Source organism: Bartonella sp. AU55XJBT, from assembly GCF_028618525.1.
Window position 1 is genome coordinate 95,322 of record NZ_JAQITC010000005.1, and the last position, 26,134, is coordinate 121,455.

General features: G+C 38.8%; 25 protein-coding genes. 20 read left to right on the forward strand and 5 right to left on the reverse strand.

All coding sequences use genetic code 11. From position 1 onward, the window contains the following. The first annotated feature begins 210 nt into the window (after positions 1-210). Entirely contained in the window at positions 211-990 is a 780-nt protein-coding gene (locus PVV70_RS03885) for an energy transducer TonB (protein ID WP_273757979.1), read from the forward strand. 259 nt (positions 991-1,249) lie between these two features. Here the strand turns inward: PVV70_RS03885 and PVV70_RS03890 are convergent, their stop codons facing one another. Further along, positions 1,250-3,343: a lytic transglycosylase domain-containing protein gene (locus PVV70_RS03890; RefSeq protein ID WP_273757980.1), complete on the reverse strand. Its 2,094-nt coding sequence runs from the start codon at positions 3,341-3,343 to the stop codon at positions 1,250-1,252. Positions 3,344-3,593: 250 nt separating this feature from the next. Here PVV70_RS03890 and dapA point away from each other — a divergent pair, with 250 nt between their 5' ends. Continuing rightward, complete coding sequence (dapA, locus tag PVV70_RS03895; RefSeq protein ID WP_273757981.1) at positions 3,594-4,478, forward strand: 4-hydroxy-tetrahydrodipicolinate synthase; 885 nt, start codon at positions 3,594-3,596, stop codon at positions 4,476-4,478. Positions 4,479-4,496: 18 nt separating this feature from the next. Then, positions 4,497-4,973: an SsrA-binding protein SmpB gene (smpB, locus tag PVV70_RS03900; protein WP_273757982.1), complete on the forward strand. Its 477-nt coding sequence runs from the start codon at positions 4,497-4,499 to the stop codon at positions 4,971-4,973. Positions 4,974-4,997: 24 nt separating this feature from the next. Here smpB and PVV70_RS03905 read toward each other — a convergent pair whose 3' ends face one another. Beyond that, positions 4,998-5,672 carry a uracil-DNA glycosylase gene (locus PVV70_RS03905; RefSeq protein ID WP_273758031.1) on the reverse strand — a complete coding sequence of 225 codons (675 nt, stop codon included), beginning with the start codon at positions 5,670-5,672 and terminating at the stop codon, positions 4,998-5,000. A gap of 561 nt (positions 5,673-6,233) precedes the next feature. On the opposite strand from PVV70_RS03905, the gene rpoZ reads away from it, so the two are divergent. The 11 genes from rpoZ (at position 6,234) to panB (ending at position 15,619) form a co-directional block, all read left to right on the forward strand. Beyond that, entirely contained in the window at positions 6,234-6,632 is a 399-nt protein-coding gene (gene rpoZ, locus PVV70_RS03910) for a DNA-directed RNA polymerase subunit omega (protein ID WP_120121952.1), read from the forward strand. 128 nt (positions 6,633-6,760) lie between these two features. Then, positions 6,761-8,983, forward strand: a complete 2,223-nt coding sequence (locus PVV70_RS03915; RefSeq protein ID WP_273757984.1) for a bifunctional (p)ppGpp synthetase/guanosine-3',5'-bis(diphosphate) 3'-pyrophosphohydrolase — start codon at positions 6,761-6,763, stop codon at positions 8,981-8,983. Between the two features lie 16 nt (positions 8,984-8,999). After that, on the forward strand, positions 9,000-9,578 hold the full coding sequence (gene pyrE, locus PVV70_RS03920) for an orotate phosphoribosyltransferase (protein ID WP_273758032.1): 579 nt from the start codon (positions 9,000-9,002) through the stop codon (positions 9,576-9,578). Positions 9,579-9,673: 95 nt separating this feature from the next. After that, a complete protein-coding gene (locus PVV70_RS03925) occupies positions 9,674-10,264 on the forward strand; it encodes a DUF2062 domain-containing protein (protein WP_273757985.1) in 591 nt (196 codons plus the stop codon). Positions 10,265-10,284: 20 nt separating this feature from the next. Further along, positions 10,285-10,686 carry a holo-ACP synthase gene (gene acpS, locus PVV70_RS03930; RefSeq protein WP_273757986.1) on the forward strand — a complete coding sequence of 134 codons (402 nt, stop codon included), beginning with the start codon at positions 10,285-10,287 and terminating at the stop codon, positions 10,684-10,686. Between the two features lie 79 nt (positions 10,687-10,765). Beyond that, positions 10,766-11,578, forward strand: coding sequence for a signal peptidase I (gene lepB, locus PVV70_RS03935; RefSeq protein WP_273758033.1), 813 nt, complete (start codon positions 10,766-10,768; stop codon positions 11,576-11,578). Beyond that, on the forward strand, positions 11,559-12,266 hold the full coding sequence (gene rnc, locus PVV70_RS03940; protein ID WP_273757988.1) for a ribonuclease III: 708 nt from the start codon (positions 11,559-11,561) through the stop codon (positions 12,264-12,266). The genes lepB and rnc overlap by 20 nt, the downstream gene beginning before the upstream one ends. Beyond that, on the forward strand, positions 12,259-13,164 hold the full coding sequence (gene era / locus PVV70_RS03945) for a GTPase Era (protein ID WP_273757989.1): 906 nt from the start codon (positions 12,259-12,261) through the stop codon (positions 13,162-13,164). Before rnc ends, era begins: the two co-directional genes overlap by 8 nt. A 7-nt stretch (positions 13,165-13,171) precedes the next feature. Beyond that, positions 13,172-13,918, forward strand: coding sequence for a DNA repair protein RecO (gene recO, locus PVV70_RS03950; RefSeq protein WP_273757990.1), 747 nt, complete (start codon positions 13,172-13,174; stop codon positions 13,916-13,918). 28 nt (positions 13,919-13,946) lie between these two features. Then, complete coding sequence (gene panC, locus PVV70_RS03955) at positions 13,947-14,807, forward strand: pantoate--beta-alanine ligase (protein ID WP_273757992.1); 861 nt, start codon at positions 13,947-13,949, stop codon at positions 14,805-14,807. Continuing rightward, the gene (gene panB / locus PVV70_RS03960) at positions 14,804-15,619 is read left to right on the forward strand and encodes a 3-methyl-2-oxobutanoate hydroxymethyltransferase (protein WP_273757994.1); all 816 of its coding nucleotides are present in this window, start codon (positions 14,804-14,806) and stop codon (positions 15,617-15,619) included. The genes panC and panB overlap by 4 nt, the downstream gene beginning before the upstream one ends. Before the next feature lie 480 nt (positions 15,620-16,099). Here the strand turns inward: panB and PVV70_RS03965 are convergent, their stop codons facing one another. Then, positions 16,100-16,717, reverse strand: coding sequence for an HD family hydrolase (locus tag PVV70_RS03965; protein ID WP_273757996.1), 618 nt, complete (start codon positions 16,715-16,717; stop codon positions 16,100-16,102). Continuing rightward, the gene (locus PVV70_RS03970; protein ID WP_273757997.1) at positions 16,710-17,582 is read right to left on the reverse strand and encodes a folate-binding protein YgfZ; all 873 of its coding nucleotides are present in this window, start codon (positions 17,580-17,582) and stop codon (positions 16,710-16,712) included. The genes PVV70_RS03965 and PVV70_RS03970 overlap by 8 nt, the downstream gene beginning before the upstream one ends. Before the next feature lie 64 nt (positions 17,583-17,646). On the opposite strand from PVV70_RS03970, the gene PVV70_RS03975 reads away from it, so the two are divergent. Next, positions 17,647-18,975, forward strand: a complete 1,329-nt coding sequence (locus PVV70_RS03975) for a dihydroorotase (RefSeq protein WP_273757998.1) — start codon at positions 17,647-17,649, stop codon at positions 18,973-18,975. Positions 18,976-19,346: 371 nt separating this feature from the next. Here the strand turns inward: PVV70_RS03975 and PVV70_RS03980 are convergent, their stop codons facing one another. Beyond that, positions 19,347-19,733, reverse strand: coding sequence for a TIGR02301 family protein (locus tag PVV70_RS03980; RefSeq protein ID WP_273757999.1), 387 nt, complete (start codon positions 19,731-19,733; stop codon positions 19,347-19,349). Between the two features lie 481 nt (positions 19,734-20,214). Between PVV70_RS03980 and cysS the strand changes: the two genes are divergently transcribed. From cysS to PVV70_RS04005, 5 genes are all read left to right on the forward strand, one after another. Beyond that, on the forward strand, positions 20,215-21,723 hold the full coding sequence (gene cysS, locus PVV70_RS03985) for a cysteine--tRNA ligase (protein ID WP_273758034.1): 1,509 nt from the start codon (positions 20,215-20,217) through the stop codon (positions 21,721-21,723). Positions 21,724-21,766: 43 nt separating this feature from the next. Continuing rightward, positions 21,767-22,438, forward strand: coding sequence for a DUF421 domain-containing protein (locus PVV70_RS03990; protein ID WP_273758035.1), 672 nt, complete (start codon positions 21,767-21,769; stop codon positions 22,436-22,438). 110 nt (positions 22,439-22,548) lie between these two features. Continuing rightward, positions 22,549-24,432: an ABC transporter ATP-binding protein/permease gene (locus PVV70_RS03995; protein WP_273758001.1), complete on the forward strand. Its 1,884-nt coding sequence runs from the start codon at positions 22,549-22,551 to the stop codon at positions 24,430-24,432. A gap of 117 nt (positions 24,433-24,549) precedes the next feature. Then, positions 24,550-25,248, forward strand: coding sequence for a phosphatidylserine decarboxylase (locus PVV70_RS04000; protein WP_273717571.1), 699 nt, complete (start codon positions 24,550-24,552; stop codon positions 25,246-25,248). 9 nt (positions 25,249-25,257) lie between these two features. Continuing rightward, entirely contained in the window at positions 25,258-26,100 is an 843-nt protein-coding gene (locus PVV70_RS04005; protein WP_273758003.1) for a phosphatidylcholine/phosphatidylserine synthase, read from the forward strand. Positions 26,101-26,134 lie beyond the last annotated feature (34 nt).

A 26,134-nucleotide genomic window follows, 5' to 3' on the forward strand; every position in this document is an offset into this window, starting at 1 on the left:
AACTTTACATAATAAATGCCCGTAAAAATACTTGACTTAACCCGATCACAAGTTAGCCAACAAAGCAGGAATGATTTAACAATATAAAATCACAGAGGAACCATATTAAACATGATAAAATCAGTCAAGAAAAAAGTTGCAATTTCCAAACAGCTTGTTTTAATGAGATGAAAGACCAATATTGCATTTAGAATAGCGGCGGAAGAAACGATGAACTTTGCAAATACGAGGCAGTTATCAACTCTTTGGATTGGTGCATTTGTTGGCGCTCTTTTTTTGCATCTTGCATTGGGAGCACAGTTTTATTTTCGAAAGACTGGCGTCAGTAACGGTATGCTCTCGTCGACTGTTATGCTAACTCTTGCTCAAGAGAATGTATATCTGGATGCTGATAGAGATTCCTCGAATTCAGATTATGATACAGATTTATCAAATGTTAGCACAAAATCAGAATTGTTACAGCCGGATCTTGCTGAGCAAGAGCCAGAGATACTGGAAACGGTGGATGAAATTCAACCGGAAGAGCCCCAGCATACTGTAGAGAAAGATGATTTTACAGTAAATTCTTTGGAAGAATCTCTGCCGCACAAAGTAGAAGATAAAATATTTGAAAAAAAAACAAAACCAAAGACAATTGTAAAGCAGTCATCTGTAAAGGCCGTGCGTTCGGTTGCTGCCAGACAGAGCGGCAGTACCGCAGGGCTTGAAGATATGGTGTTAATGGAGTGGTTAGCAAAGGTACAGTCGCAATTAGAAAAGCAAAAAAATTATGTTGTAGGACAGCGTACCAGCCGAGCAAAAGGAACGGTAAAATTAGAATTTAGAGTGCATGAGCGAGGGAATATTTTTTCTAGCCGTGTTGTCGTTTCTGCTGGAGATCCAGAACTTGATCGATTGGCTATGGCAGCCCTTCAACGCGTTGGTTCTTTTCCTCCCCCTCCACCATCAAAAGTGAATAAAACGATCAGAGTATCCTTAATATTTAGCTGATTTTTATGGCGAGCTCTGTTTAGATAATATGTAATATATTGATTTATAATGATAATTCATTATTTTATATTTGGAGTGAGAGCCTCGAATAGTGTAGGACTTTCTTATTTCAACTCTATTGATACTGAATTAATCAAAATCATTTCCTTGCACGTTAAGAATGAGGCTGTATGTTGATACTCTTTTAGGAAGGAATAAAAATCCTCTTAAGTAAAAATCCTCTTAAGAATGCACGAGTATTTGGGAAGATTAAGGCATATTATTTCCATCGACCAGAAAGCAGGTCGGTTTTTATATCTATTTTTCCAGTGAGTCTTGCTTTGTAGACGCCGTAATTTTCCATAACACGCATCACGTAATTCCGTGTTTCCGTATAAGGAATGCGCTCAATCCAATCAATGACGTTATCGAGAGATTGTCCTCGAGGATCGCCATAACGTTTTATCCATTCATTGACGCGACGGGGCCCCGCATTGTAGCCAATAAGCGTTAGGATATAGGATCCATCAAAACGTTCCAATTGTTCATTGAGAAAATGGGCACCTAATGTCACATTATAACGAGTATCACTGCTAAATTTTTTATGAGACCATGCGATTGAGTATTTTTTTGCTAATGCTTTTGCTGTTGTAGGAAGCAATTGGAGTATACCTTGTGCACCTGCTTTTGATATGGCTGTTGGATTAAATTCGCTTTCTTGGCGTGCAATGGCATAGATAAGTGATTTTTCTTCTACAGAAATATGAGCAGAAGCTGGTATGGCGCCCAGAGGATGAGAAAGTGCGCCGACATTTTTTCCCTGAAAGGCAGCCATTTTTCCGATTTTGAGGCTGGTATAATAATCACCATTTTTTTCTGCCATAACAGCCAGAAGAGCTAATTCACCGGGGCTTTCTATTTTTTTTCCGAGTTCTCTATAAAAAACTTTAGCAAAATCAGCATAGCCTGCTTCTTCAAGACGTTGAATTGCTTTGATAGCTTTTCGTGCACTAAAATGTTGTCGCTCAGCGGTTGTTGGTTTGGGGAAGGAAATATTAAGCTTTTTTTGGTTGAGTCGTGCAGCGGCTAATTGTCCATAATAAGTTGCACCGAAATGAGCGGCACGATGAAAGTAATGCTGGGCATTTTTATTTTCTCCTAGCGTTTCTGCTGTTCGTCCCATCCAGTAATATCCACGTGATGCAGAAAAAGGTAAAGAAGAGAGTTGAGGAATACGGGAAAAATGCTGCATTGCTAATTTAGGGTTATGAAGAAACCGTAGTGCGTACCACCCTGCATGAAACTCAGCATCGACGGCTAATGCAGATGTCATACCAGTATGCATTGCAACGAGCTGATAAGCGATTTTTGGTTTGTTTAAATCGAGCATTTCTCGAGAAAGGGCGCGTTGTTCTTTCCACAATGAATGAGGATTCATAAGATGGAAGGTATCTTTTGATGTTTTCATCATAAGTGTTGCGGCAGCATCATATTGCTTTGTTCGCCGAAGATGGCGCATTCGAGCAAACTGGAAGAGAGGATCTTTTTTCCATATTCTCTCTATAGCTTGTAATTTTTGTGTCGCTCTGGGATCATTTTTTTCAACGGCCACAAAAGCATCAAAAAGAGATTGAGCACGGGCTAATTTTGCAATGCATGCCGCTGAATCAAAACGATGTGCATACAGCATAAACTGCATGCGTTTTAAATGATCAATAGGTTTTAAGGCAGCGCTTGCATTTTTAAGAACAAATACTTCTTCTTTTGCATTAAGCGGTGTTTTATGCCACCATGGTGCAATAACATGTTGAGCACGGGTAATTTGTCCCGTTGCAATAAGTGCTTTAGCGAAGAGTGCCATGCCTTGTGCTGTGAGAGGGGGATGATGCGAAAATTTTTGGATGATGATACGTGTGACATTGGTTTCGTTAAGAAAAGCACGTTCAGCATTGCGTTGCATCGTTTCTATACCGGGCCATCCTTTTAGCATATTGATTGCGTTATATATTTCAGAACTTGGTATATTATCTTGGTTTGATAGCACCAGCGCCCATGTCAGAATATCACGATCAAGGCTATGTTTTTCCATTGAATTACGCAGGTGTATTGTTTTTGCAACATTGTTGTTTGCAAGGGCATCTAGCCCAGCTTTTAGTTGCTTGAGTGTCGCAGTATTGTGCGATGTCGTGTGTCTTTGTTGAAGAGGTTCTTGAGCTTCTTGTTTTATAGCAAGGGGGGTAGGGCGTGCTGAAGGGATTGGTGCTTTCCCGTGTAAAAGAGGTGTTTGTGCATAGGCACTTGAAAATAAAATTCTTATTGCCAGTATAAGTGCAATAAGGGTTGATACGAAAAGAGAGGTGGGAAACACACGCATAGAAAAAAGACCTTAAGACCTTGCTTTTTGTAAAAACTTAAGGGGTTATAGAACACAAGCATGAAAAACGCGTTAATACAAATGGCTTATTTTAACGAAATGTTCAAAATTTAAGGAGGGACATGTTCATCTTATAGAGGCTTTTTTTGAAATTCATCTTGCTTCAATGATAGAGCAAGATTATGCTCTATTTAAAATTTATAAAGGCGATTATTAAAAAAATAAAAGCGAACATTATAGGGAGTTTATCATGCTCAAGGGAGCTATAACTGCGCTTATCACACCGTTTGATCAGAAGGGTGCAATTGATGAGAAAGCGTTTTGTGATTTTGTTGAATGGCAAATCACACAAGGGATTAACGGTGTAAGCCCTGTTGGGACAACAGGTGAATCAGCAACTTTAAGTCATGAAGAACATAAGCAAATTATAGCATTGTGTGTTGAGCAGGTCGCAAAGCGTGTTCCTGTTGTTGCTGGAGCAGGATCCAATAGCACAAGTGAGGCTATAGAGCTTGCACAATACGCACAAAAAGCTGGTGCAGATGCCGTTTTGGTTGTGACCCCCTATTATAATAGACCCAATCAGTCTGGTTTATATAAGCATTTTTCTTCCATTGCCAAAGCTGTTTCTATCCCGATTATAATTTATAATATTCCGGGTCGTTCTGTTATCGATATGGCTGTGGAAACGATGAGAGACCTTTATCGAGATTTTAACAACATCATTGGTGTTAAGGATGCAACAAGCAGAATTGAGCGCGTGAGTGAACAAGGTGAAAAGTGTGGCAAAGATTTCGTACAGCTTTCCGGTGATGACTGTACAGCATTAGGTTTTAATGCCCATGGAGGTGTCGGATGTATTTCAGTTTCCTCCAATGTTGCTCCAAAACTTTGTGCAGAGCTTCAAGCTGCTTGTTGTCACGGGGATTATAAAACAGCACGGGAATTAAATGATCGCCTTATGCCTCTCAATCGTGCTGTATTTATTGAACCTAGTCCAGCAGGGATTAAATATGCTGCTGCAAAATTGGGGTTTTGTGGTGAGACTGTGCGTTCTCCGATTGTTCCATTAACACAGAGCACAAAGAAGATTATTGATGCAGCCCTTAGTCATGCTGGTCTTTTAAAAGCATAAAATGATATTGAAAAAGCCATGAATAAAAAAAAGAACGCGCCGGCACGGAAAATAATTGCTGACAATCGTAAAGCACGTTTTAATTTTGAAATCCTGAATAATCTTGAGGCGGGTCTTGTTCTTCAAGGAGCGGAAGTGAAGTCTTTACGTTCTAATCACGCTAATATTGCTGAAAGCTATGCGAGTTTTGAAAATGGAGAATTATGGTTAGTAAACAGCTATATTCCTGAATATACGCAGGCTAATCGTTTTAATCATGAGCCGCGACGGTTGCGTAAGTTATTACTTTCAAAACGTGAGATGGCACGTTTTTTTAATGCAACATCCCGTGAAGGAATGACACTTATTCCTCTCAAACTTTATTTTAATGAACGTGGGCGCGTTAAGTTAGAGATTGCTCTAGCCCGTGGAAAAAAACTTCATGATAAGCGTGAAACGGAAAAAAAACGTGATTGGGGACGTGAAAAAGCAAGACTTTTAAAAAGATATGGATGATCGTTTTGGATATGTTTTATTGATTTAGCATTGATCTAAGTATGTTTTTGCCTCTTGAAAAATTTGGTGAAACATAGCGTCTGTCAAGCGTCCAGTATTCGTATTATAACGAGAACAGTGATAGCTGGAAAAGATGCGTAATCTACCAATGTTATTGATTGTGCCATGTCCAAAAGGATGCACTAAAACTTTTGCATTAAGAGCGCGTATGGTTGAATGGTGTGCAATGGTGCCTAAGGTAATAACGGCTTTAAGTTTGGGAAGATTTGTTAAAAGAGGCGAGAAGAAAGAGCGGCACGTGTTAATTTCAGCACCGGTGGGTTTATTTTCTGGTGGAACACAACGAACAGAGTTAACGATTGCAGCATCAATCAGTTCAAGAGTATCATCAGCTCTTTCTTCAAAGGTTCCTCGGGCAAATCCAAATTTTTTCAAAGTAGAATAAAGTAAGTGCCCAGCATAATCACCCGTAAATGGACGTCCAGTTCGATTGGCGCCGCGTAATCCAGGAGCAAGACCAACAATGAGAAGACGCGTTGTGTCTGCTCCTTTATAGGGAAAGAAAGGGTGTACCGGTGCGTTATACCAACTTGGTTCTTTCATACGCCAGTCAGCGATAAACTGATGGAGCCTAGGGCATAAATTGCAATTTTGAGGTGGCTCTGGGCAAAGCGATGTTGATGTTAATGGGCTATTCATGGCGTTAGGCATCAATCGTTTTTATTCTTTTAAGTCTTTTATGGTGTATATGATGGATCATGTTTTGATAAAGAATCCAGAATATCAATAAACTGTTTTAGAAGAAAGTTTAGTATAAACTTATGGCTAATGATGATGTAACAAGAAGCAATCTTTCAGTCATTTATTTGATGAATAAGACTGCAATATATACGCTGTTTAAAAAAATCTGTCTTTCATAAATATAGTATCATAAAAGTGTTCATAAGGTTGTTGTTATTAGAAAGGATTTTTAAGAGCTTATATTTCCTTTAAAAGAATAAAGACTCCAAAGAGATATTTTATCAAGAAACACTACTTTCCTTTGTTCGAATTCAATCTATTGGAATTGTTTAAAGTGCGGCTTTGATAACGAGCATGAGGAGGACATACATTTTTTATAAAGTTACCAAGAATTTTCTCAAATAAGTTTTTTAAGCAAAAAATATAAAAGTTTATATTGTTTTTCTTGTGTTTTATTTTGACTATTGTATATACTCCTCATACCCGCTATTAAATTTTTTATTTGAGAGAGAGGCATAAATGGCCCGCGTAACGGTAGAAGATTGTATTGATAAAGTTGATAACCGCTTTGAATTGGTACTTTTAGCAGGTCATCGGGCGCGTCAGATTTCGCAAGGTGCGCAGATTACCGTTGATCGTGATAATGATAAAAATCCAGTTGTTGCTTTGCGTGAGATAGCAGAAGAAACGTTGTCGCCTGCTGATTTAAAAGAAGATCTTATTCATTCGCTGCAAAAGCATGTGGAAGTAGATGAACCAGAAATGGCAAGTGAATTCATTACCCATTCAAGTGAGGCTGAAAGTGTTTTTAATACATCATCTCAAGAAGAAGGAGCTTCATTTGATCAGATGTCAGAAGAAGAGCTTTTAGCAGGGATTGAAGGTTTGGTTGTTCCAGAAAAAAGTGACGACTATTAATTACGGCGGTTGATATTACAGGAGTGAAGATAGCTTGCTATATAAGGAGCGGTTATTTTTCTTGTCCTTTATTGATAAGGCGTGTTCAATAAGGGTTAGAGGTGTGAAAAGATAAAGGATATGCTCGTATGATGCGTCAGTGTGAGCTTGTTGGGCGTGTTCAGCGTTACAAGTCTGACGTGGATGAGGCTCTTCTAAAAAGAGCCTATGATTATGCAATGAGAAAGCATGCACATCAAAAGCGTGCTTCAGGTGATCTTTATTTTTCTCATCCTTTAGAAGTTGCTGCTATTTTAACAGATATGCGATTGGACGAGGCAACGATTGCTGTTGCTCTTTTGCATGATACAATTGAAGATACAAGTGCTACACGAGCAGAAATTGATCAACTTTTTGGTTCTGAAATTGGGAAGTTGGTTGAAGGGCTTACAAAGCTTAATAAGCTTGATCTTGTATCAAAGAAAGCTGTACAGGCAGAAAATCTTCGTAAACTTCTTATTGCCATTTCTGATGATGTTCGGGTTCTTTTAGTCAAACTTGCAGACCGCCTTCATAATATGCGTACCCTTGATGTCATGCGTGATGATAAACGTCGACGAATTGCTGAGGAGACAATGGATATTTATGCGCCACTTGCGGGCCGTATGGGTATGCAGGATATGCGTGAAGAATTAGAGGATCTCTCTTTCTTTTATTTAAATCCAGAAGGTTATCGTACGATTACCAATCGACTCTCTGAATTATCAAAGCGCAATCGTGATTTGCTTTTCACAATTGAAAATGAATTGACAAAACTTTTTTTGGAAAATGGCATTAAAGCAGATGTTAAAAGCCGTCAGAAAAAATCCTATTCAGTTTTTCGCAAAATGGAAAGCAAGGCATTATCTTTTGAACAGCTATCGGATATTTTTGGATTTCGTGTGATTGTTGAATCCGTGAATGATTGTTATCGTGCTCTTGGTGTCATCCATACAACATGGCCGATGGTTCCTGGTCGTTTTAAAGATTATATCTCCATACCAAAGCAAAATGATTATCGTTCTATTCATACAACCATTGTGGGACCTTCGAGACAACGTGTTGAGTTGCAAATTAGAACGGCTGCTATGAATGAGGTTGCTGAATATGGGGTTGCTGCCCATTCCATATATAAGGAGCAGGGTTCCAATTATTCGACTTCGAAGTTATCAAACGAAACGAATGCCTATGCATGGTTGCGTCAAACGATACAATCTTTATCTGATGGAGATAATCCGGAAGAGTTTTTAGAACACACAAAACTTGAGCTTTTTCAAGACCAAGTTTTTTGTTTTACACCAAAAGGTCGATTAATTGCTTTTCCTAAAGGCGCGACACCTATTGATTTTGCTTATGCTGTCCACACAGACATTGGCGATTCTTGTGTGGGCGTAAAAATCAATGGTCGTATTATGCCTTTAATGACTAAATTAAAAAATGGTGACGAAGTTGATATTATCCGTTCACACGCTCAAATTCCGCCCGCTGCGTGGGAATTTCTTGTTGTCACAGGTAAAGCGCGTTCAGCTATTCGACGCGCAAGCCGAGCAGCGGTGCGTAAGCAATATTCAGGCTTAGGATATCGTATCCTTGAGCGTTCATTTGAATATATGGGAAAACAATTTTCAAAAGATATTTTAAAGAAAGTTTTGCCACGTTTGGCACGAAAAGATGTAGAGGATGTCTTGGCTGCTGTTGGGCGTGGAGAGTTATTTTCCGCTGATGTGATTAAAGCGGTTTATCCTGATTATCAAGAGCGTGTAGTACAAAAGTCATCTTTTAAGCCTGGGGAGGAAGGGTGGTTCAATATTGAAAATGCTCAAGGGATGATTTTTAAGGTTCCAGAAAATGAAAAGGATGCAATGATAGAGGATCATCAATCTAAAGCCTTACCTATTCGAGGAACCCGTGGTGATATACCTGTCCGTTTTTCACCAGAAGGAGCAGTGCCTGGAGATCGGATTGTTGGTATTATGCAACCAGGCGCTGGGATCGTGATTTATCCAATTCAGTCTTCGGCTTTGATGGCCTACGATGATCAGCCGGAACGATGGATTGATGTCCGCTGGGATATTGATGCCCAAATGAACGAACGTTTTCCTGCGCGAATAAATATTTTGGTTGTCAATAGTCCTGGTTCTTTAGCTGAAATTACGCAAATAATTTCTGCTAACGATGCCAATATCCAAAATTTATCTTTTATCCGAATGGCACCAGATTTTACAGAAATGATGATTGATTTGGAAGTTTGGGATTTAAAACATTTGAATCGTATTTTTTCTCAGTTAAAAAAGGCAGATTCAGTCAGTACAGTACGGCGGGTTCATGGATAACAAGGAAGATTTTGCAATGAATACACAAGATGTCATTGATATTTTTAAACAAGCAGATGCTATTCTAGAAGGGCATTTTATTTTAACATCGGGACGCCATAGTGCAACTTATATGCAAAAGGCAAAAGTGTTTATGCATGCTGACTTGACGGAAAAGCTCTGTCGTGGATTGGCTGAAAAAATCAAAGAATCTATCAAGAAACAAATTGATTATGTTGTTGGTCCCGCAATTGGTGGTCTTATTCCTTCCTATGAGACTTCACGTCACCTTGGTGTTCCTTCTCTTTGGGTAGAGCGTGTCAATGGTGTCTTTGAATTGCGTCGTTTTGAAATCAAGAAGGGTGCGCGGGTTGTTATTATTGAAGATATTGTGACAACGGGTCTTTCTATTCGTGAGACCGTTGAGGCGTTGACGGCAGCAGGAGCAGAGGTCTTGGCAAGTGCCTGTATCCTCGATCGTTCTGGTGGTAAGGTTGATGTTGGTGTTCCGTTGATCGCGCTAGCTGAATACGAGATCGCTTCTTATACGAGTGATGCACTTCCTGCAGATCTTTCTGCTCTTCCAGCGATTAAACCAGGCAGTCGAAATATTTAATTATCTTTCTATTTTTTTTTTATGCAAAAACTAAAAAAGATTAATTTGGATGATATAGATTATTTTATCATTAAAAGATGTATATTGAGAGTCATATGCTTTTTCGTCGTCGAGAACCAGTAGATTTTGTAACGCGTATTCGACTTTGGTTGTGGCCACGTCGTTCATTTTCTCGCTCATTTTCTTACATACATAAACGTATTTTGCGTATATCAGCAACACCACACGAAGTTGCATTAGGGTTTGCTATTGGTATTTTTTTAGCCTGTTCCCCTGTCTTCGGGGTGCATATTATCTTGGCAATATTTTTTTCTTGGATTTTGCGTGCAAACTTTGCTGCTGCAATCATTGGGACGGTTTTTTCTAATCCACTCACATTTTTATTGATTGTCATGGCTGATTATAAAGTAGGGTATTTTTGTTTATCACTTTTTAGCGATGTCAATGAGATTTCTCTTTCTCAAATTCGTGCTCTGTTTAATGGTTTGACAGTATCAAATTTCTCTCTCCTTTTTAAAGGGGCATGGGACACAATTATGAGTCCTATGATTTTAGGTGGAACTCTTTTAGGTGTTGTTTTTGGTGGTTTATCTTATATAGGTGTTTACAGAGCAACGGTTCGTTTTAAACAAAAGCGATATCAAAAGATTATAAAAAAAAGGCATTTAAAGAAGCGTTCATCGTAACAAAGATTGGGGAATGTCTTATGATTGTCGGTCTTGGAAATGATTTGGTTGATATACGACGTATTGAGAGAATGTTGGTTCTTTATGGCGAGCGTTTTATTCAACGTATTTTTACGGATATTGAAAGGAATAGATCCGAAAATCTCAAAAAAAAATCTTCTTCTTATGCGAAAAGATTTGCCGCTAAAGAAGCATGTGCTAAAGCCTTAGGGACAGGAATCGCTTGTGGTATCAATTGGAAAGACATGGGAGTGGTTAATTTGTCCTCTGGAAAACCAATCATGCACTTAACAAATCGTGCGCAAGGGCAACTTCAAAAGTTATTACCTCCTCATCATGATGCGGTTATTCATCTCAGCATAACAGATGATTTTCCTTGGGCGCAGGCATTTGTTATTATTGAAGCACTTCCACGTGGATAGATGGCGTGAGAGATTGTGCTTTTGTTATTTGAATATTATGATGAAAAAAGTTATATTTGTGATGGGAAGGCAGTTGGTGATGGTCCAAAAAGATAAAGTGCATAAAAAAGAAAAAAAAGGTGGGATTCTTGAATTAATTTCTGTTTTAATACAGGCTCTGCTTTTAGCAGCGTTTATTCGGACACTTTTTTTCCAGCCTTTTAGTATTCCTTCTGGGTCCATGCGTCCTACTTTATTGGTAGGGGATTATCTCTTTGTTTCTAAGTATGCATATGGGTATTCTCATTTTTCCATTCCTTTTTCTCCGCCCCTTTTTTCTGGACGTATTTGGGCATCCCAACCTCAACGGGGAGATGTGGTCGTTTTTCGTTTACCAAGTAATCCGAAGATCGATTATATAAAGCGCGTTGTTGGGCTGCCAGGTGATCGTATACAAGTTCGTCAAAGTGTTCTTTATATTAATGATGAGGCTGTTTCACGTCACTTTATGGGAGAGATTGATAATTCTGATATAACGGAAGTGAACTATCCTGTTGAGGTCTATCGCGAGACATTGCCGAATGGTGTTCGCTACGATACGCTTGATTTAGCTTTCATCCCAAAAGTTGATGATACAAAAGTCTTTGAAGTTCCTCAGGGGCATTATTTTATGATGGGGGATAACCGCGACAATTCAGATGATAGTCGTTTAGATGTAGGCTATGTTCCAGAAGAAAATCTTATTGGTCGCGCGAGCGTGATTTTCTTTTCTATTAGTAACGGTTCAAGTGCTTGGCAGATTTGGCGCTGGCCATTTGATGTACGTTGGAAACGTTTGTTTTCTTTCATAAATAAGGTTCATGATTTGCCGCTTATCAAGCAAGGAAACAACGATGAAACGTCTCATGATTGATCAGCTTTTCAAGCTGACGGGGCATCGTTTTAAAGATGAAGAGAAATTAAAAAGAGCATTAACACACGCAAGTGTGCAAGATTCAGAACAAGGGAATTATGAACGATTAGAATTTCTAGGGGATCGGGTTCTAGGGCTTTTGATTGCAGAGATGCTGTATCAACTTTTCCCTAAAGCAAGTGAAGGTGAATTATCAGTCCGTTTGAATCATCTGGTCAATGCGCAGACATGTGCTGATATTGCGCGCGAAATGAGGCTTCCTGATATGATCCAAGTTGGTTTTGAGATGAGAAATTTTGAAGGGCGTCGACTCATCAATATGCATGCAGATGTCGTAGAAGCCTTGATTGCAGTGATGTATCTTGATGGAGGATTGGAAAGTGTTCGCCCCTTTATTCAAAAATACTGGCAAAGTCGGGCAAAGAAAATGAATGCAGCTCGACGTGATGCCAAGACAGAGTTACAAGAATGGGCACATATCCAAGGCAATGCACAACCACATTATCAGGTTATCAAACGTTCAGGTCCAGATCACGATCCTGTTTTTATGGTAGAGGTCAGTATTTCAGGTTTTGCTTCAGAGATTGGGCAGGGGAGCTCTAAAAGATATGCTGAAAGGATGGCTGCCGAAAAAATTTTGCGACGAGAGGGGGTATGGAAAAACGTGGGGAAAAATGATCATGAGTGACGCTATGAAAACGCGTTCTGGATTTGTTGTGCTTATCGGGATGCCTAATGCCGGTAAATCGACATTGGTTAATCAATTGGTTGGAACAAAGGTTTCAATTGTAACGCATAAGGTACAAACAACACGAACTTTAATCCGCGGTATTGTTATTCATGATAATGTGCAAATTGTATTGGTCGATACACCGGGTGTTTTTCGTCCTCACAAGCGCTTAGAACGTGCCATGGTCTCTGCTGCTTGGGGAGGGGCTAAGAGCGCTGATGTTCTGCTTGTTTTAATTGACGCTCAAAGTGGTCTTTCGAATGAAGTTGATATGATGTTAGATATTGTAAACACTATGAAACAAGAAAAAGTTCTTGTTCTAAATAAGGTTGATACAGTTGTTAAATCATCTCTTTTAGCGTTAACCACTCAAATAAATGAACGTGTAAAGTTTACGCAAACATTTATGATTTCTGCTCTAAATGGTTCTGGTTGCAAGGATTTACTTCATGCGTTGAGTAGCATGATGCAGAAGGGGCCATGGTATTATCCGGAAGATCAAATTTCCGATATGCCTATGCGTCACCTTGCTGCTGAAATTACGCGTGAAAAACTTTTTCTTCGTCTTCATGATGAGCTTCCTTATTCCTCAACGGTTGAAACAGAAAGCTTTGAAGAGCGGTCAGATGGTTCTGTTAAAATTAATCAAGTTATTTATGTAGAGCGTGAGAGTCAGAAGAAAATTGTTTTAGGAGCAAAAGGCGATACGATTAAAATGATTGGTCAAGCAGCACGCAAGGAGCTCATGGAAATTATGGATCAAAAGGTTCATCTTTTCCTCTTTGTGAAAGTGCGTAATAATTGGGATACCGATCCAGAACGTTATCGGGAAATGGGATTGGATTTTTTAAAATAATGAAAAAATGAAGTGGAAAGAACAAGCTGTTATTCTTGGGGCACGCCAATATGGTGAAACAAGTGTTATTCTTGAGATTATGACGCGTGAACACGGTCGTTATATGGGCGTGGTAAAAGGAGGGCGTTCGCGTCGTATGGCTGCTCTTCTTCAGCCTGGAAATTTTGTGGAGGCTGAATGGTGGGCGCGTTTAGAAGAACATTTGGGACTTTTTCGCCTTGAAGCACTTGATTTACATGCGGCACGATTAATCTGTCTACCAGAAGCGCTTTATGCTTTGCAGTTGATTGCTTTTCATTTGCGGCTTCTTCCTGAACGTGATCCGCATCCCGTTTTATATGATATTTTGCACCTTTTTATGCAGAATTTTGATGAACCATTTGTAAATGCGGAATTGCTAGTACGTTTTGAAATGCGGCTTCTTGAAGAACTTGGTTTTGGTCTTGATTTATCTTGTTGTGCTGCAACAGGTCGCCAAGAAAAGCTTTATTATGTATCGCCAAAATCTGGACGGGCTGTCTGTGAAGAAGCAGGGGAGCCTTGGAAAAAGAAGCTTCTCATTCTTCCACAGTTTCTTGTGCAAAGAACGACTCGTCCTACTGATTTTAGGGATATAATAAATGGTTTTAACTTAACGGGTTTTTTTCTCATGCGTCATGTCTGGGAGCCACGAGATATAAAACAGCCGTCGGTGCGGATGAATTTGATACAGTTGTTTGAGCGTCGATTTGGTATACAAGCATTTATTTGTTGATCTGATCATAATTGAATAGAATGGAAAAATGAAAGTTTTAAAGACAATTGCTGAAGTTCGCCAATATACTTCAGAAGAACGGAGTTTAGGCTTTTCGATTGGTTTTGTTCCAACAATGGGAGCTCTTCATCAGGGGCATCTGGCATTAGTACAGCGTGCAAAAGCAACGTGTGATCGCGTATTGGTTTCTATTTTTGTCAATCCAAAGCAATTTGGACCTGATGAAGACTTTGATCAATATCCAAGAGACTTGAGAAGCGATTGTGCTTTATTGGAAAAAGCGGGTGTTGAATGTGTTTTTGCGCCTTCTGTAGATGAAATATGGCCCTTGGGAAATGATACAATTGTGCAAGTGGAAAAATTATCACGTATGTTGATGGGAAAATTACGTCCAGGGCACTTTTGTGGTGTAACGAGTGTTGTTGCTAAGCTTTTTAATATTGTTCAGCCCGATAAAGCTTTTTTTGGAGAAAAGGATTTTCAACAAATTTTAATTATTCGGCGTATGGCTGAGGATTTAGCTTTTCCTGTTGAAATTATCGGAGTCCCTATTTTACGTGAAGCAGATGGTCTTGCCCATTCTTCACGGAATAAACTTTTAACATTAGAAGATCGTAAAGCGGCCAAAATTATTCCTGAAAGTGGAAAAGCTGCTGAAGAGCTTTACCATGAAGGTGAACGGTCTGTTGATAAGTTATGCAAAATTGTTCGCAATATTTTACAACAAGAGACGCGTGCAATCATTGAAGCAATAGATTTACGAGATATGGAGACTTTATGCGAGGTCAAAGGAAAATTGGATAAACCAGCAGTTTTACTCCTTACTGTCCGTTTTGGTGAGGTAAGACTTATTGATCAATATATATTGCAAGAAAAGGTCGGAAAATGAGTGTACATAAAACCGTAAAGCGTATAACATCTTCTCAAATACGTGCAAGAAAGGGACAACAGCCGATTGTTTCTTTAACAGCTTATCAAGCTTATACGGCACGGATTGCTGATCCCTATTGTGATATCCTTGTGGTTGGTGATAGCGTTGGCATGGTTGTGTATGGTTTTGAGACAACACTTCCTGTTAATTTAGATATGATGATTTTACACGGGCAAGCCGTGGTGCGTGGATCTCAAAAAGCTCTTGTCGTTATTGATATGCCTTTTGGCTCTTATGAGGAAAGTAAAGAGCAAGCTTTTTTAAATGCATCGCGTATTCTTGCTCAAACGGGGTGTGGTGCAGTTAAGCTTGAAGGTGGTGTTTATATAGCGGAAACAATAGATTTTTTGTGTAAACGTGGTATTCCAGTGATGGGCCATATTGGTCTTACTCCCCAAGCGGTGAATCGTTTTGGTGGTTTCAAGACACAAGGGCGTAACGAGAGTGATTGGCAAAGAATTGAAGGTGACGGAGCCGCGATTGAAAAGGCTGGTGCTTTTGCCGTTGTTGTGGAAGGTGTTGTTGAACCTTTAGCGGTGAAATTGACAGAAAAGCTTTCTATTCCAACCATCGGTATTGGTGCATCCAATCAGTGCGATGGACAGGTATTGGTTATGGAAGATATGTTGGGCTATGGTGCTCACGTGCCTAAATTTGTACGCCGTTATGGAAACCTTGAACAAGCCATGGAAACCGCAATCAAGAACTATGCAGAAGATGTTACATCCCGTGCTTTTCCAGTAGATACTGAAGTTTATAAACTAAAATAAATTTCAGTTTAAAATGAAAAGTTTGACAAGAGAATATTTATCTATTTTTATGATAGATGTGCTTTTTTAAGAAACATTTAGGCACTTCATGTCATCTCGCGACGGCGCTTGTGAATAGTATAACGGTAAAGTCTCCACGCAGTGTATAAAATTATAGAGCACGACCTCTTTACGCTTCATAAAAGAGCAAATCGGCACCATCTATCATACACTTTGCTAACTTCCAATGTTGTCGACGAGCGCTTGCCACTTGAGACGGTCCATAAGCGGTATTTTAGTCTTCTTGTACAGTTTTTATTCCCACTGCTTTGCCTGCTTGTGACGTGCAAGCAAATGATCTTGATTGATTCAATATAAACAGATTTGAAATGAGTGAATCTTATCATATTAGGGGGAATCATTTAATATGAAAACAATAAATTGTCATTATAAATCAGTGTGATGATTCTGCAATGATAAGAAATCAACAATGCGAAGAGCCTATAATCTTTGGTCCTCCAAGTCATTAAAGCGCGCCAAAAATGCGTTTTCAATTTGTTGAGTAGAGGAGGGGTGTAAATTAAGACCATCGGGTGAAATATTATTGGGAGAGCCAAAATAGCGAAGGGCTTCTTCTGTGTTAAATCCAGCAAATGTGATCGCTTCATGATATGCTGCAATACGATCGGCTTGTTTAATTTTTTTTAAAAGTTTTTGAGAAAGATCAACGGGAAGAGAAAAACGCATGTGGATCGCATCTTGGATGCGTTTTTCAATGCGTTCATATTGTTTTCCTATGACAGCTTTAAAGGGTGAAATGATATCGCCGATGACATATTCTGGTGCATCATGAAGAAGAGCACAGAGACATTCATGCTTCAGCGACTGTGGAAAAAGTTTTTGAAATATTTGTTCGACCAAAAGTGAATGTTGTGCAACAGAATAGGCGTATTCTCCTCGTGTTTGACCATTCCAACGTGCTACACGTGCAAGTCCATGAGCAATATCTTCAATTTCAATATCAAAAGGAGAAGGATTGAGAAGATCAAGTCTGCGTCCAGAGAGCATTCTTTGCCAAGCCCGAGCTTCTCCACTTTTTAATAATTCAACTTTAGCCATGTGTATTTTCTATCGTATTTTCAGGAAAGGTAAAATTCATATTTTCAGCAATGCTTATAGTGACAGGAATATTTTTTACAGTAAAGGGAATGTTATGATCCATAGCATCTTTGACGTGGTCAATACGCATTAAAGCGAGAGCCTCATTTGCAACAGATGTTCCCAAGTGGCCAAGCACTTTTGTTCCTGCTTCAATGCTTGATTGAGGGGGGAGGTCACATGGGCCTTTTACAATCAAGATACGGCGACGTGCTGCACGGCGGTGGTGCATTCGTGAAACAATTTCTTGTCCAATATAACATCCTTTGTTGAAGGCCAATCCATTGATTTGATCGTAATTAATATCATGAGGAAAAACTTTGCCGACTTCATAGTCTTGATCACTTTCTGCAATTGCATAACGAATTCGCAATTGATTCCATGTGTTATAATCTTCTGCTGCCAAAAAAGGAACATTGCTATAGATTCGTATTATTTTTTCTTGTTTTGGAAAGCGTTTATCAACAAAATTTGAATCAAAACTTAAAGTATCTGATTCATTTTTCCAAGAAACTATAACAAGCCCTTGTAATGGTTGTGTAATTTCTACTTTTTTACGCAGTTTATAGAGCAACAGACGCTTATAGAGTGTATCGGCCAAAGACATCACAATATCAATAAAATAACTATTCTCTCTTTTACCAATAAGAAAATCAGCAAGGACCTTTCCTTGTGGGGATAAGAGGGCTCCAGGGAAAAGTTCTTTGGGACTTATTTTTTTTACATCTGTTGTGATCAGGGACTGTAAAAAATCTGTTGCTTCTTCGCCTGTAATTTGAATAATTTTGCGGTTTTTTAAGCAAATGGCATTTTGTTTTTCAATCATGGTTCTTGCCTTTCTGCGCAAAGTTACATAATCGATAAGTGAGCAATATGTAAGGAGCGTGGCTATGTTTAAAACATTTGATACAATTTTTAAAGGTGCAACACTTGTGAATCATGATGGAAAAAGCAAGCGTGATATTGGTGTTACAAATGGCCGTATTGCTGAAATTGGCGACCTTACATGTGCCTCGGCTGGTGAGGTGATTGATTGTACGGGGCTTCATATTTTTCCGGGAATTATTGATAGTCAAGTGCATTTTCGTGAGCCAGGCAATGAATATAAAGAAGATTTGGAAAGTGGCTCATATTCTGCTGTGTTAGGAGGGGTTACAGCAGTGTTTGAAATGCCTAATACCAATCCATTGACAACATCAGAAGAAACATTAAGCGATAAGGTTAAACGCGGATTTCATCGCATGCATTGTGATTTTGCATTTTGGGTTGGAGGAACGCGTGAAAATGCTCATGAACTTTCTGAATTAGAAAGACTTCCTGGTGCGGCTGGAATTAAAGTTTTTATGGGATCTTCTACCGGTGATCTTTTGGTTGATGATGATGAAAGTGTACGTCTTATTTTGAAAAATACACGCCGTCGTGCGGCTTTTCATTCTGAAGATGAGGAAAGACTCAGAGAACGTAAAATACTGCGTATTTCAGGGGATGCATCCTCGCATCCAATTTGGCGTGATGAGGTTGCGGCGTTAAAGTGTACACAGCGTTTGGTAAAAATTGCCCATGAGACGAAAGCACGCATTCATGTGTTACATCTTTCGACAGAAGAAGAAATTGATTTTCTCAAAAAACATAAAGATGTTGCAACAATTGAAGTGACACACCATCATTTAACTCTCACGGCTGATGATTATAAACGGTTTGGTACATTAATTCAGATGAATCCACCTATTCGTGAACTGCGCCACCGTGAAGCTCTTTGGTACGGTGTTCAACAGGGGATTATTGATGTTTTAGGCTCAGATCATGCGCCTCATACCCTTGAGGACAAGCTTCAATCTTACCCCTCTTCACCTTCAGGGATGACAGGAGTGCAAACAACAGCAGCTATTATGTTAACACATGTGAACGCAGGAAAAATGTCTCTTGAGCGTTTTGTTGATCTCACGTCACATGGTCCTAGTCGTATTTTTGGTATAAGTTGTAAAGGACGTCTTGCTGTTGGATATGATGCTGATTTGACCATTGTTGATCTTAAGCGAGAAGAAGTTATTACGAATAGCTTAATTGGTTCGCGTGCCGGTTGGACACCTTATGATGGTCAAAAGGTTAAAGGTTGGCCGGTTGGGACTATTGTCCGTGGTATGCGCGTTATGTGGGAAGGTGAAATTGTCACACCTTCACAAGGAGAGCCTGTTAAATTTATAGAAACTTTGGTGTAAACAGCATAAATTTTATCCTATTATGCCACAAAATACTATCATTTAAGGAGAAGGTATGTCAGTCTCCTTAATACATAGTTTTTTTTATGTGTGGTGAATATTTTAGGCTTGTTACGTGAGTTGGAAGTCAAGTGGCATTCACTAGAACTTGGGCTATTTACAAACTAGGTTGGTAAGAATGTTCGTCCTTTGAGGTGTGGAGAAGAAGCCAAAAAGCAATACGGGAAAAGGGGTTCATAAGAATACAGGCGTACCGAGCATTATGTTTTAAAAGTTTTTCTATTTTCGAGAAGATAACTTATTGCTCTATTCATTTGTGAGGAGGGCATTATTGATATCACTTAAATTAAAGGAGATGCTTTTTATATAGATTAGTTGTTATAATGTATGAGAAGATTTTCAGATAAAGCTCTTCCTTCTTGAATATACCTTTGATTAGCTTCAATGGCTGCTTGTGTACAATGATGATAATTTTCTGAGAAAGCACGATACGCTTCATTAAATGCTTCATAAAAATAAGCACGTCTTTGTGGAATGGGGTGTTCTGCTTCAATGAGTGCGTTCATATAGTCATACCATTGGTTTGTTGGCCATTGGTTTGTTGGAGGCTTACAAAGATTTTGGAGAAAATGCAGGGATCCCAAAATTTCTGCGAGGCGAAGTAATTTTTTCTCATAAGGTGGAGATTGTTGTGCAAAGGTTGGCATTGAAATGACAAAAAATATTAAAAGAATAATTTTTCTCAAATTATTACGCATTATTTTGATTGCTTTCTTTGAATAAAACTCTGTACAGATAAAATAATTGTGTCATGAGAACGATGTTAAAAAAGAGGGTTAATTGCGACATTATTCTCAATGATTGATGATAGAATATAGGGCGTAAGAGACAGTAAGGAACCCATTGTGAAATATTAAAAATACTGATGAAGCTTTATGGGGTTAAAGTTTTAAGATTTGCTTCCTGTAATCTATTTTTCATATAAATATTCTATTGCCTATGGAATTTTTTCTAAACTTGTTTCCTTCAAGAAGAAAAAAGCTCTCTATCTATAGAATGCTTTTGTCCAATCAAATAAAAGAGATTGTTTTAGGATAAATGATAGAGACAGCTGTGAATACCATAGGGGAAGAAGAATTGATGATAAGGTGAAGTTTTAGTCTAAACTGCATAATGTGATCATTTGAGAGAAGAGGCATTTAAAAGAGCGGTGCGTAATATCATTTACGGAGTATAATGATGAAAAAGTTGCGATTTTATAATACGCTGACACGTAAAAAAGAAAATTTTACACCAATAGATCCGACAAAAGTACGTCTTTATGTTTGTGGTCCAACAGTTTATGATTACGCGCATATAGGAAATGCTCGCCCTGTTATTGTTTTTGATATTTTATTTCGCTTATTGCGTCATGTTTATGGCAATGATCATGTTCTCTATGCGCGTAATATTACAGATGTCGATGATAAAATTAATGCACGAGCTGCCCATGAATATCCAAACGTTTCACTGAATTATGCTATTCGTCAATTAACCGAACGCACATATTCTCAGTTTCAACAAGATACAATAGCACTTGGTTGTCTATTGCCAACCAGCCAGCCGCGCGCAACCGAGCATTTAGAGGAGATGCGCGCACTCATCGAAAGATTGCTTGAAAAGGGACACGCTTATAAAGCGGAAAATCATATATTATTTTCTATAAAGAGCATAAAAAATCCTCCCCATTATGGGACATTTTCAAATCGTTCTTTAGATGAAATGAGGGCGGGAGCGCGTATTGATGTTGCTGCCTATAAAAGAGAGGAGATGGATTTTGTTTTATGGAAACCTTCTGTGGAGGGAGAGCCAGGTTGGGAATCTCCGGGCGGAATTCCTGTTTTAGGTCGTCCAGGTTGGCATATTGAGTGTTCTGCCATGTCAATGGCAAAGTTGTTAGCGCCCTACGGTGGTGGTTTAACTTGTGATGATCCTATTGCGAATATTTTTGATATTCATGGTGGTGGACTTGATTTAATTTTTCCTCACCATGAAAATGAGATTGCACAAAGTTGTTCAGCTTTTGGAACGGAGAGAATGGCTAATTTTTGGATGCATAACGGCTTTTTACAAGTTGAAGGCAAAAAGATGTCAAAAAGCTTTGGCAATTTTATAACCATTCGTTCTGTTTTAGAGAATAATTTTTTGGAGTTTAATGGTGTTTTAGCTGAGGAAATGAAGCAAAATTGGGCGGGTTTGTCTGCACGTTTTTCGATGCTCCAAACGCATTATCGTGAACCATTAAATTGGACAGCGCAGCGTCTAATGCAATCGAGCAGTGAACTGTATCGTTGGTATGAATTGCTTCGCAGTAAAAAGAGTATAATGGAAAATAATGAAGCGATTGATGATACTTTGATAGATGCCCTCAGTGATGATCTTAATACACCAAAAGCATTCACTCTTTTGCGAAAATTTTATAAAGCAGGGAATGCCTTGGCTCTTGCTCATGGGATGAATTTATTAGGATTATTACGACAAGAATGGGTTAAAAAAATAGACTGCCCATTATTTGTAAAAAAAACCTCTCTTGATTCAAAATTTATTGATCAGCGCATTGCCGAAAGACTAAGGCTTATCCATAATAAAGAGTGGGAAGCTGCGGATACAATTCGCAATGAGCTTGCAGCCGAGGGGATTCTCTTAAAAGATAGTAAGGATCCGCAGAGTGGTGAGCGCATAACCGTGTGGGAAATAAAACGACTTTAATTTCTCTATTCCAGCAGTTCTCATAAATTAAAAGGAGAATATGATGGAATTTTTATATCACTATGGATATATCGCGCTTAAGCTAGCTGTAGGTCTGGTTGCCTTTCTATTTATTTTAAGAACGACGGGACGTGGAAGCCTTAGTCAGATGACACCTGTTGATCTGGTCAGCAATTTTGTTATGGGAGGTATTATTGGAGGAGTCATTTATAATCAGAATATTAGCAGCACTCAATTATTGCTTGTTCTACTCATTTGGCAAGCCTTGATTACCTCTTTTAATTTTTTTGCACGCTATTCAGTTTTTTTTCGCCGCCTTATTGCAGGGCGGAATGTCACATTGGTTTTAGATGGGGCCTTTCAAATGGATAAGATTAAGAGCTTAGGAATCAATGTTAATGATCTCATTGCGATGTTACGTCTTAAAGGGTGTCATTTACATGAAGCTGCTTTTGTGCGTTTGGAAACCAATGGTGATTGCACTGTTATTAAAAAGGAAGAGGGGAAGAAATCGACAATTGTCGTAGAAAACGGTGAAGTTATTGATGATGGTCTTAAAGAGATTGGTAAAACAAAAAAGTGGCTTCAGGCAGAATTGAAAAAAAAGCATGTAAAAGTTGAAAATTTATTTGCAGCAGAGTGGTATGAGAATACAGATCAAAATAATAAACTGTATCGTGGATTATTTCTTGTTCCTTTTTCAAAAACAGTCTAACCTCGAACAACGAGTAGGTATAGCTTATTGAAAAGCGTAAGAAACTTATAAACAACCACAGGGGGATGCTTTGCCTTTTTCGTGTGGATGATAGATGAAGTAAGGGCTTTATGAAACGCAATGAAATGACAAAAACTGTATCATCCGATACAGGGAAGACTCTGCACACACTTTACAATTTATGGCCTTATATGTGGCCGGTAGGTCGGCGTGATCTAAAAATACGTGTACTGTGGGCAATATTTTATCTTGTTTTATCCAAGCTCGTTCTCATATCTGTGCCGTATTTCTTTAAATATTCTACGAATGTGCTTGATACAAGCTTTCAGCTCCCTGAATGGTTTCCGTCCAGTTTGATTATCCCCATCATGCTTGTTTTGGCGTACAACGTTGCACGGATTATGCAGGCTGGATTAAATCAATTGCGCGATTCTCTTTTTGCCACTGTTGGTCAATATGCTGTTCGTCAATTAGCTTATAAAACCTTTGTACATATTCATGAGTTATCTTTGCGGTTTCATTTAGAACGCCGAACTGGTGGGCTTTCTCGCGTGATTGAGCGTGGAACAAAAGGAATTGAAGCGATCGTAAGATTTTCAATTCTCAATACTGTACCGACAATTTTAGAATTTATATTAACGGCTCTTGTATTTTACATCAACTACGGATGGCATTATCTTCTCATTGTTGTTGTAACGGTTTTATTATATACTTTTTTTACCATTAAGGCGAGTGATTGGCGTATTCGCATTCGTCAACAAATGAATACAGCGGATACTGAGGCGAATACGCGCGCTGTTGATTCTCTTTTAAATTTTGAAACGGTCAAATATTTTGGCAATGAAACTCTAGAAGCCGATCGTTTCGATGCTTCTATGGCGGGTTATGAAAAAGCCGCAACAAAGATTTGGACATCATTAAGCTGGCTTAATTTTGGTCAGGCTCTTATCTTTGGTATTGGAATGACGATCATGATGCTGATGTCAGCTTATGAAGTTTTTTATAAGACACAAACTTTAGGGGATTTTGTTTTTATTAATGCCCTTTTAATGCAACTTTCCATTCCACTGAATTTTATTGGTTCAATTTATCGTGATGTTCGACAAGGTTTAACGGATATTGAAGCGATGTTCGATCTTTTAGATGTTCAGCAGGAAATCACTGATAAATCAGATGCTAAACCGTTAGAGATAAGCGATGGGACCATTCGTTTTCATCAGGTAAAATTTTCTTATGATTCGACGCGTCAGATTCTCAGAGATATTGATTTTGAAGTCCCTGGAGGAAAAACAGTCGCCATTGTCGGCCCATCGGGTGCAGGGAAATCAACCATTTCTCGATTACTTTTTCGGTTTTATGATGTTGATGCGGGCTCTATCACAATTGACGGGCAGGATATTCGTGATGTAACGCAAAAAAGTTTGCGTGAGGCGATCGGTATGGTCCCACAAGATACAGTGTTATTTAATGATACAATTGCTTATAATATTCGCTATGGGCGCCCAAGTGCTACAGATGAAGAGGTGCACAAAGCGTCTGAAATGGCACAAATATCAAAATTTATTGAGATGTTACCGGAAGGTTTTCAGTCTATGGTAGGAGAGCGTGGTCTCAAATTATCAGGGGGTGAAAAACAACGTGTGGCTATTGCACGGACACTTTTAAAAGCCCCCCCACTTCTTATTCTAGATGAAGCAACATCGGCTCTTGATACGGCAACAGAACAGGAAATTCAACAAGCATTGGATATTGTAAGTCGTGGACGTACAACATTGATTATTGCGCATCGTCTGTCCACGGTTATCAATGCTGATGAAATTTTGGTTCTTAAAAGTGGTCGTATTATTGAAAATGGAACGCATACAGAGCTCTTACGAAAGAAAGGTCTTTATGCTTCAATGTGGAATAAGCAGCTTGAAGCATCACAAGCTGAAGAAAAATTACGTAAAATGCGTGAAGAAGATGAGACGGGTATTGTTAATCGTAAAAAATAAGGTGGGCAAAATGTAATCTATATCTTTATATGGAGCGATTGATTAAATACATAAAAAGAGACAAGAGGAACAAAAAGATTTATTGCTTGTTTAGGTTTATGATGAATAGGAAATTATATGAGTATTTTACAATCTGTCCATAATAGCTTTGTACCGATTCATAAAGAAGGTTATCCTTTTATTGTAGCGTTTTTTGTTATTTCACTCATTTTGGGTTGGATGTGGAGTCCGCTATTTTGGTGTGGTCTTATTCTTACAGTGTGGTGTATATACTTTTTTCGTGATCCAGATCGTGTGATCCCTTTGAATTCAAATTGGGTTATGTCGCCTGCAGATGGGCGTATTTCATTTGTGGAATCATGTATTCCACCTGAAGAATTAGGCTTAGGAAAAGATGAAATGATCCGTATTTCCATTTTTATGGATATCTTTTCATGCCATATCAACCGTATTCCTATCAGTGGTACAGTAGAGTCTATCGTTTATCAGCCAGGTCGGTTTACCAATGCGGAGTTTGATAAGGCTAGTCAGTTTAATGAGCGTAATGGGGTGGTCATTGATAGCAAGCATGGGAAAATTGGTATCGTACAAATAGCGGGGATGTTTGCCCGTCGGATTGTTTGTTGGTCAAAAGAAAACGATGCTGTTATCATGGGAGAGCGATTTGGATTGATTCGTTTTGGTTCTCGCCTTGATATTTATATGCCAGCTGAAATGAGATTACGTGTTGCAGTTGGGCAAACAGCAATTGCTGGGGAGACAGTTTTGGGTTCTTTTGATGATAAGAGTGCCACAACGGACTTCAGATACGATTAGGACCGTACAATGAAAAATTTTTCGCCATTTTCTTCATTCAATCCTGAGGGGCAGCATGATGATGCTGCAAATCGGCGACGTTCACCGACATCGATGCGGTATGTTATTCCCAATATTATTACTATTTTGGCAATTTGTGCAGGGATGAGCAGCATTCGTTTGGCTTTTGAGAATCGCTATGAGGCTGCTATTTTAATGGTGCTTTTGGCTGCAGTTTTAGATGGTGCTGATGGTCGCATTGCGCGTTTAATAGATGGGAGTTCATCTTTTGGGGCACAGATGGATTCTCTTGCTGATATTGTAAATTTTGGTGTTACTCCTGCACTTATTGTTTATTCCTTTATCTTGAATCAAGCATACCACATTGGTTGGGTTGCAGCTCTTGTTTATTGTGTTGCTTGTTGTTTGCGATTAGCGCGTTTTAATGTGATGTTGGATAACACTGATATACCTCAATGGCAGAAAAGTTATTTTGTTGGTGTTCCTGCACCTGCAGGAGCGTTACTCCTTTTATTTCCTACCTATTTAGGCGCTCTTGGTTTGGTCCCCAATTGGGGGTGGGCATTGTTTTTTAGTCTTTATACTGTAATTATTGCTTTTCTTTTGATTAGTCGCCTACCAGTGTGGAATGCAAAGTCCATTGATCACAATTTGAGGCGTGATATCGTTATACCTTGCATGTTGGTCATTGTTATTTATGTCGGTTTTCTTGCGACTTACACATGGAAAACTTTATTGATTACAGCTGTTAGCTATATGATTTTTCTCCCCTGTAGTTTTATTGCTTATAATAAACGGGCTGCTTTAGAAGATAAAAAGGCTGATGCTAAAAAAGCTATCCAAGAATCATAAACTGCTCCATTCTTCCGTTGAAAAGTGCAGGAAA

Bases quoted from the DNA above. Each gene is read 5' to 3' on its own strand.
- cysS (WP_273758034.1), top strand. From the start codon at position 20,215: ATGAAAAAGTTGCGATTTTATAATACGCTGACACGTAAAAAAGAAAAT.
- PVV70_RS03925 (WP_273757985.1), top strand. From the start codon at position 9,674: ATGCTTTTTCGTCGTCGAGAACCAGTAGATTTTGTAACGCGTATTCGA.
- panB (WP_273757994.1), top strand. From the start codon at position 14,804: ATGAGTGTACATAAAACCGTAAAGCGTATAACATCTTCTCAAATACGT.
- rpoZ (WP_120121952.1), top strand. From the start codon at position 6,234: ATGGCCCGCGTAACGGTAGAAGATTGTATTGATAAAGTTGATAACCGC.
- PVV70_RS04000 (WP_273717571.1), top strand. From the start codon at position 24,550: ATGAGTATTTTACAATCTGTCCATAATAGCTTTGTACCGATTCATAAA.
- acpS (WP_273757986.1), top strand. From the start codon at position 10,285: ATGATTGTCGGTCTTGGAAATGATTTGGTTGATATACGACGTATTGAG.
- PVV70_RS03915 (WP_273757984.1), top strand. From the start codon at position 6,761: ATGATGCGTCAGTGTGAGCTTGTTGGGCGTGTTCAGCGTTACAAGTCT.
- PVV70_RS03975 (WP_273757998.1), top strand. From the start codon at position 17,647: ATGTTTAAAACATTTGATACAATTTTTAAAGGTGCAACACTTGTGAAT.
- PVV70_RS03990 (WP_273758035.1), top strand. From the start codon at position 21,767: ATGGAATTTTTATATCACTATGGATATATCGCGCTTAAGCTAGCTGTA.
- PVV70_RS03890 (WP_273757980.1), bottom strand. From the start codon at position 3,343: ATGCGTGTGTTTCCCACCTCTCTTTTCGTATCAACCCTTATTGCACTT.
- PVV70_RS03885 (WP_273757979.1), top strand. From the start codon at position 211: ATGAACTTTGCAAATACGAGGCAGTTATCAACTCTTTGGATTGGTGCA.
- lepB (WP_273758033.1), top strand. From the start codon at position 10,766: ATGGTCCAAAAAGATAAAGTGCATAAAAAAGAAAAAAAAGGTGGGATT.
- rnc (WP_273757988.1), top strand. From the start codon at position 11,559: ATGAAACGTCTCATGATTGATCAGCTTTTCAAGCTGACGGGGCATCGT.
- PVV70_RS03970 (WP_273757997.1), bottom strand. From the start codon at position 17,582: ATGATTGAAAAACAAAATGCCATTTGCTTAAAAAACCGCAAAATTATT.
- PVV70_RS03980 (WP_273757999.1), bottom strand. From the start codon at position 19,733: ATGCGTAATAATTTGAGAAAAATTATTCTTTTAATATTTTTTGTCATT.
- recO (WP_273757990.1), top strand. From the start codon at position 13,172: ATGAAGTGGAAAGAACAAGCTGTTATTCTTGGGGCACGCCAATATGGT.
- PVV70_RS03905 (WP_273758031.1), bottom strand. From the start codon at position 5,672: ATGAATAGCCCATTAACATCAACATCGCTTTGCCCAGAGCCACCTCAA.
- PVV70_RS04005 (WP_273758003.1), top strand. From the start codon at position 25,258: ATGAAAAATTTTTCGCCATTTTCTTCATTCAATCCTGAGGGGCAGCAT.
- pyrE (WP_273758032.1), top strand. From the start codon at position 9,000: ATGAATACACAAGATGTCATTGATATTTTTAAACAAGCAGATGCTATT.
- smpB (WP_273757982.1), top strand. From the start codon at position 4,497: ATGAATAAAAAAAAGAACGCGCCGGCACGGAAAATAATTGCTGACAAT.
- PVV70_RS03965 (WP_273757996.1), bottom strand. From the start codon at position 16,717: ATGGCTAAAGTTGAATTATTAAAAAGTGGAGAAGCTCGGGCTTGGCAA.
- dapA (WP_273757981.1), top strand. From the start codon at position 3,594: ATGCTCAAGGGAGCTATAACTGCGCTTATCACACCGTTTGATCAGAAG.
- PVV70_RS03995 (WP_273758001.1), top strand. From the start codon at position 22,549: ATGAAACGCAATGAAATGACAAAAACTGTATCATCCGATACAGGGAAG.
- era (WP_273757989.1), top strand. From the start codon at position 12,259: ATGAGTGACGCTATGAAAACGCGTTCTGGATTTGTTGTGCTTATCGGG.
- panC (WP_273757992.1), top strand. From the start codon at position 13,947: ATGAAAGTTTTAAAGACAATTGCTGAAGTTCGCCAATATACTTCAGAA.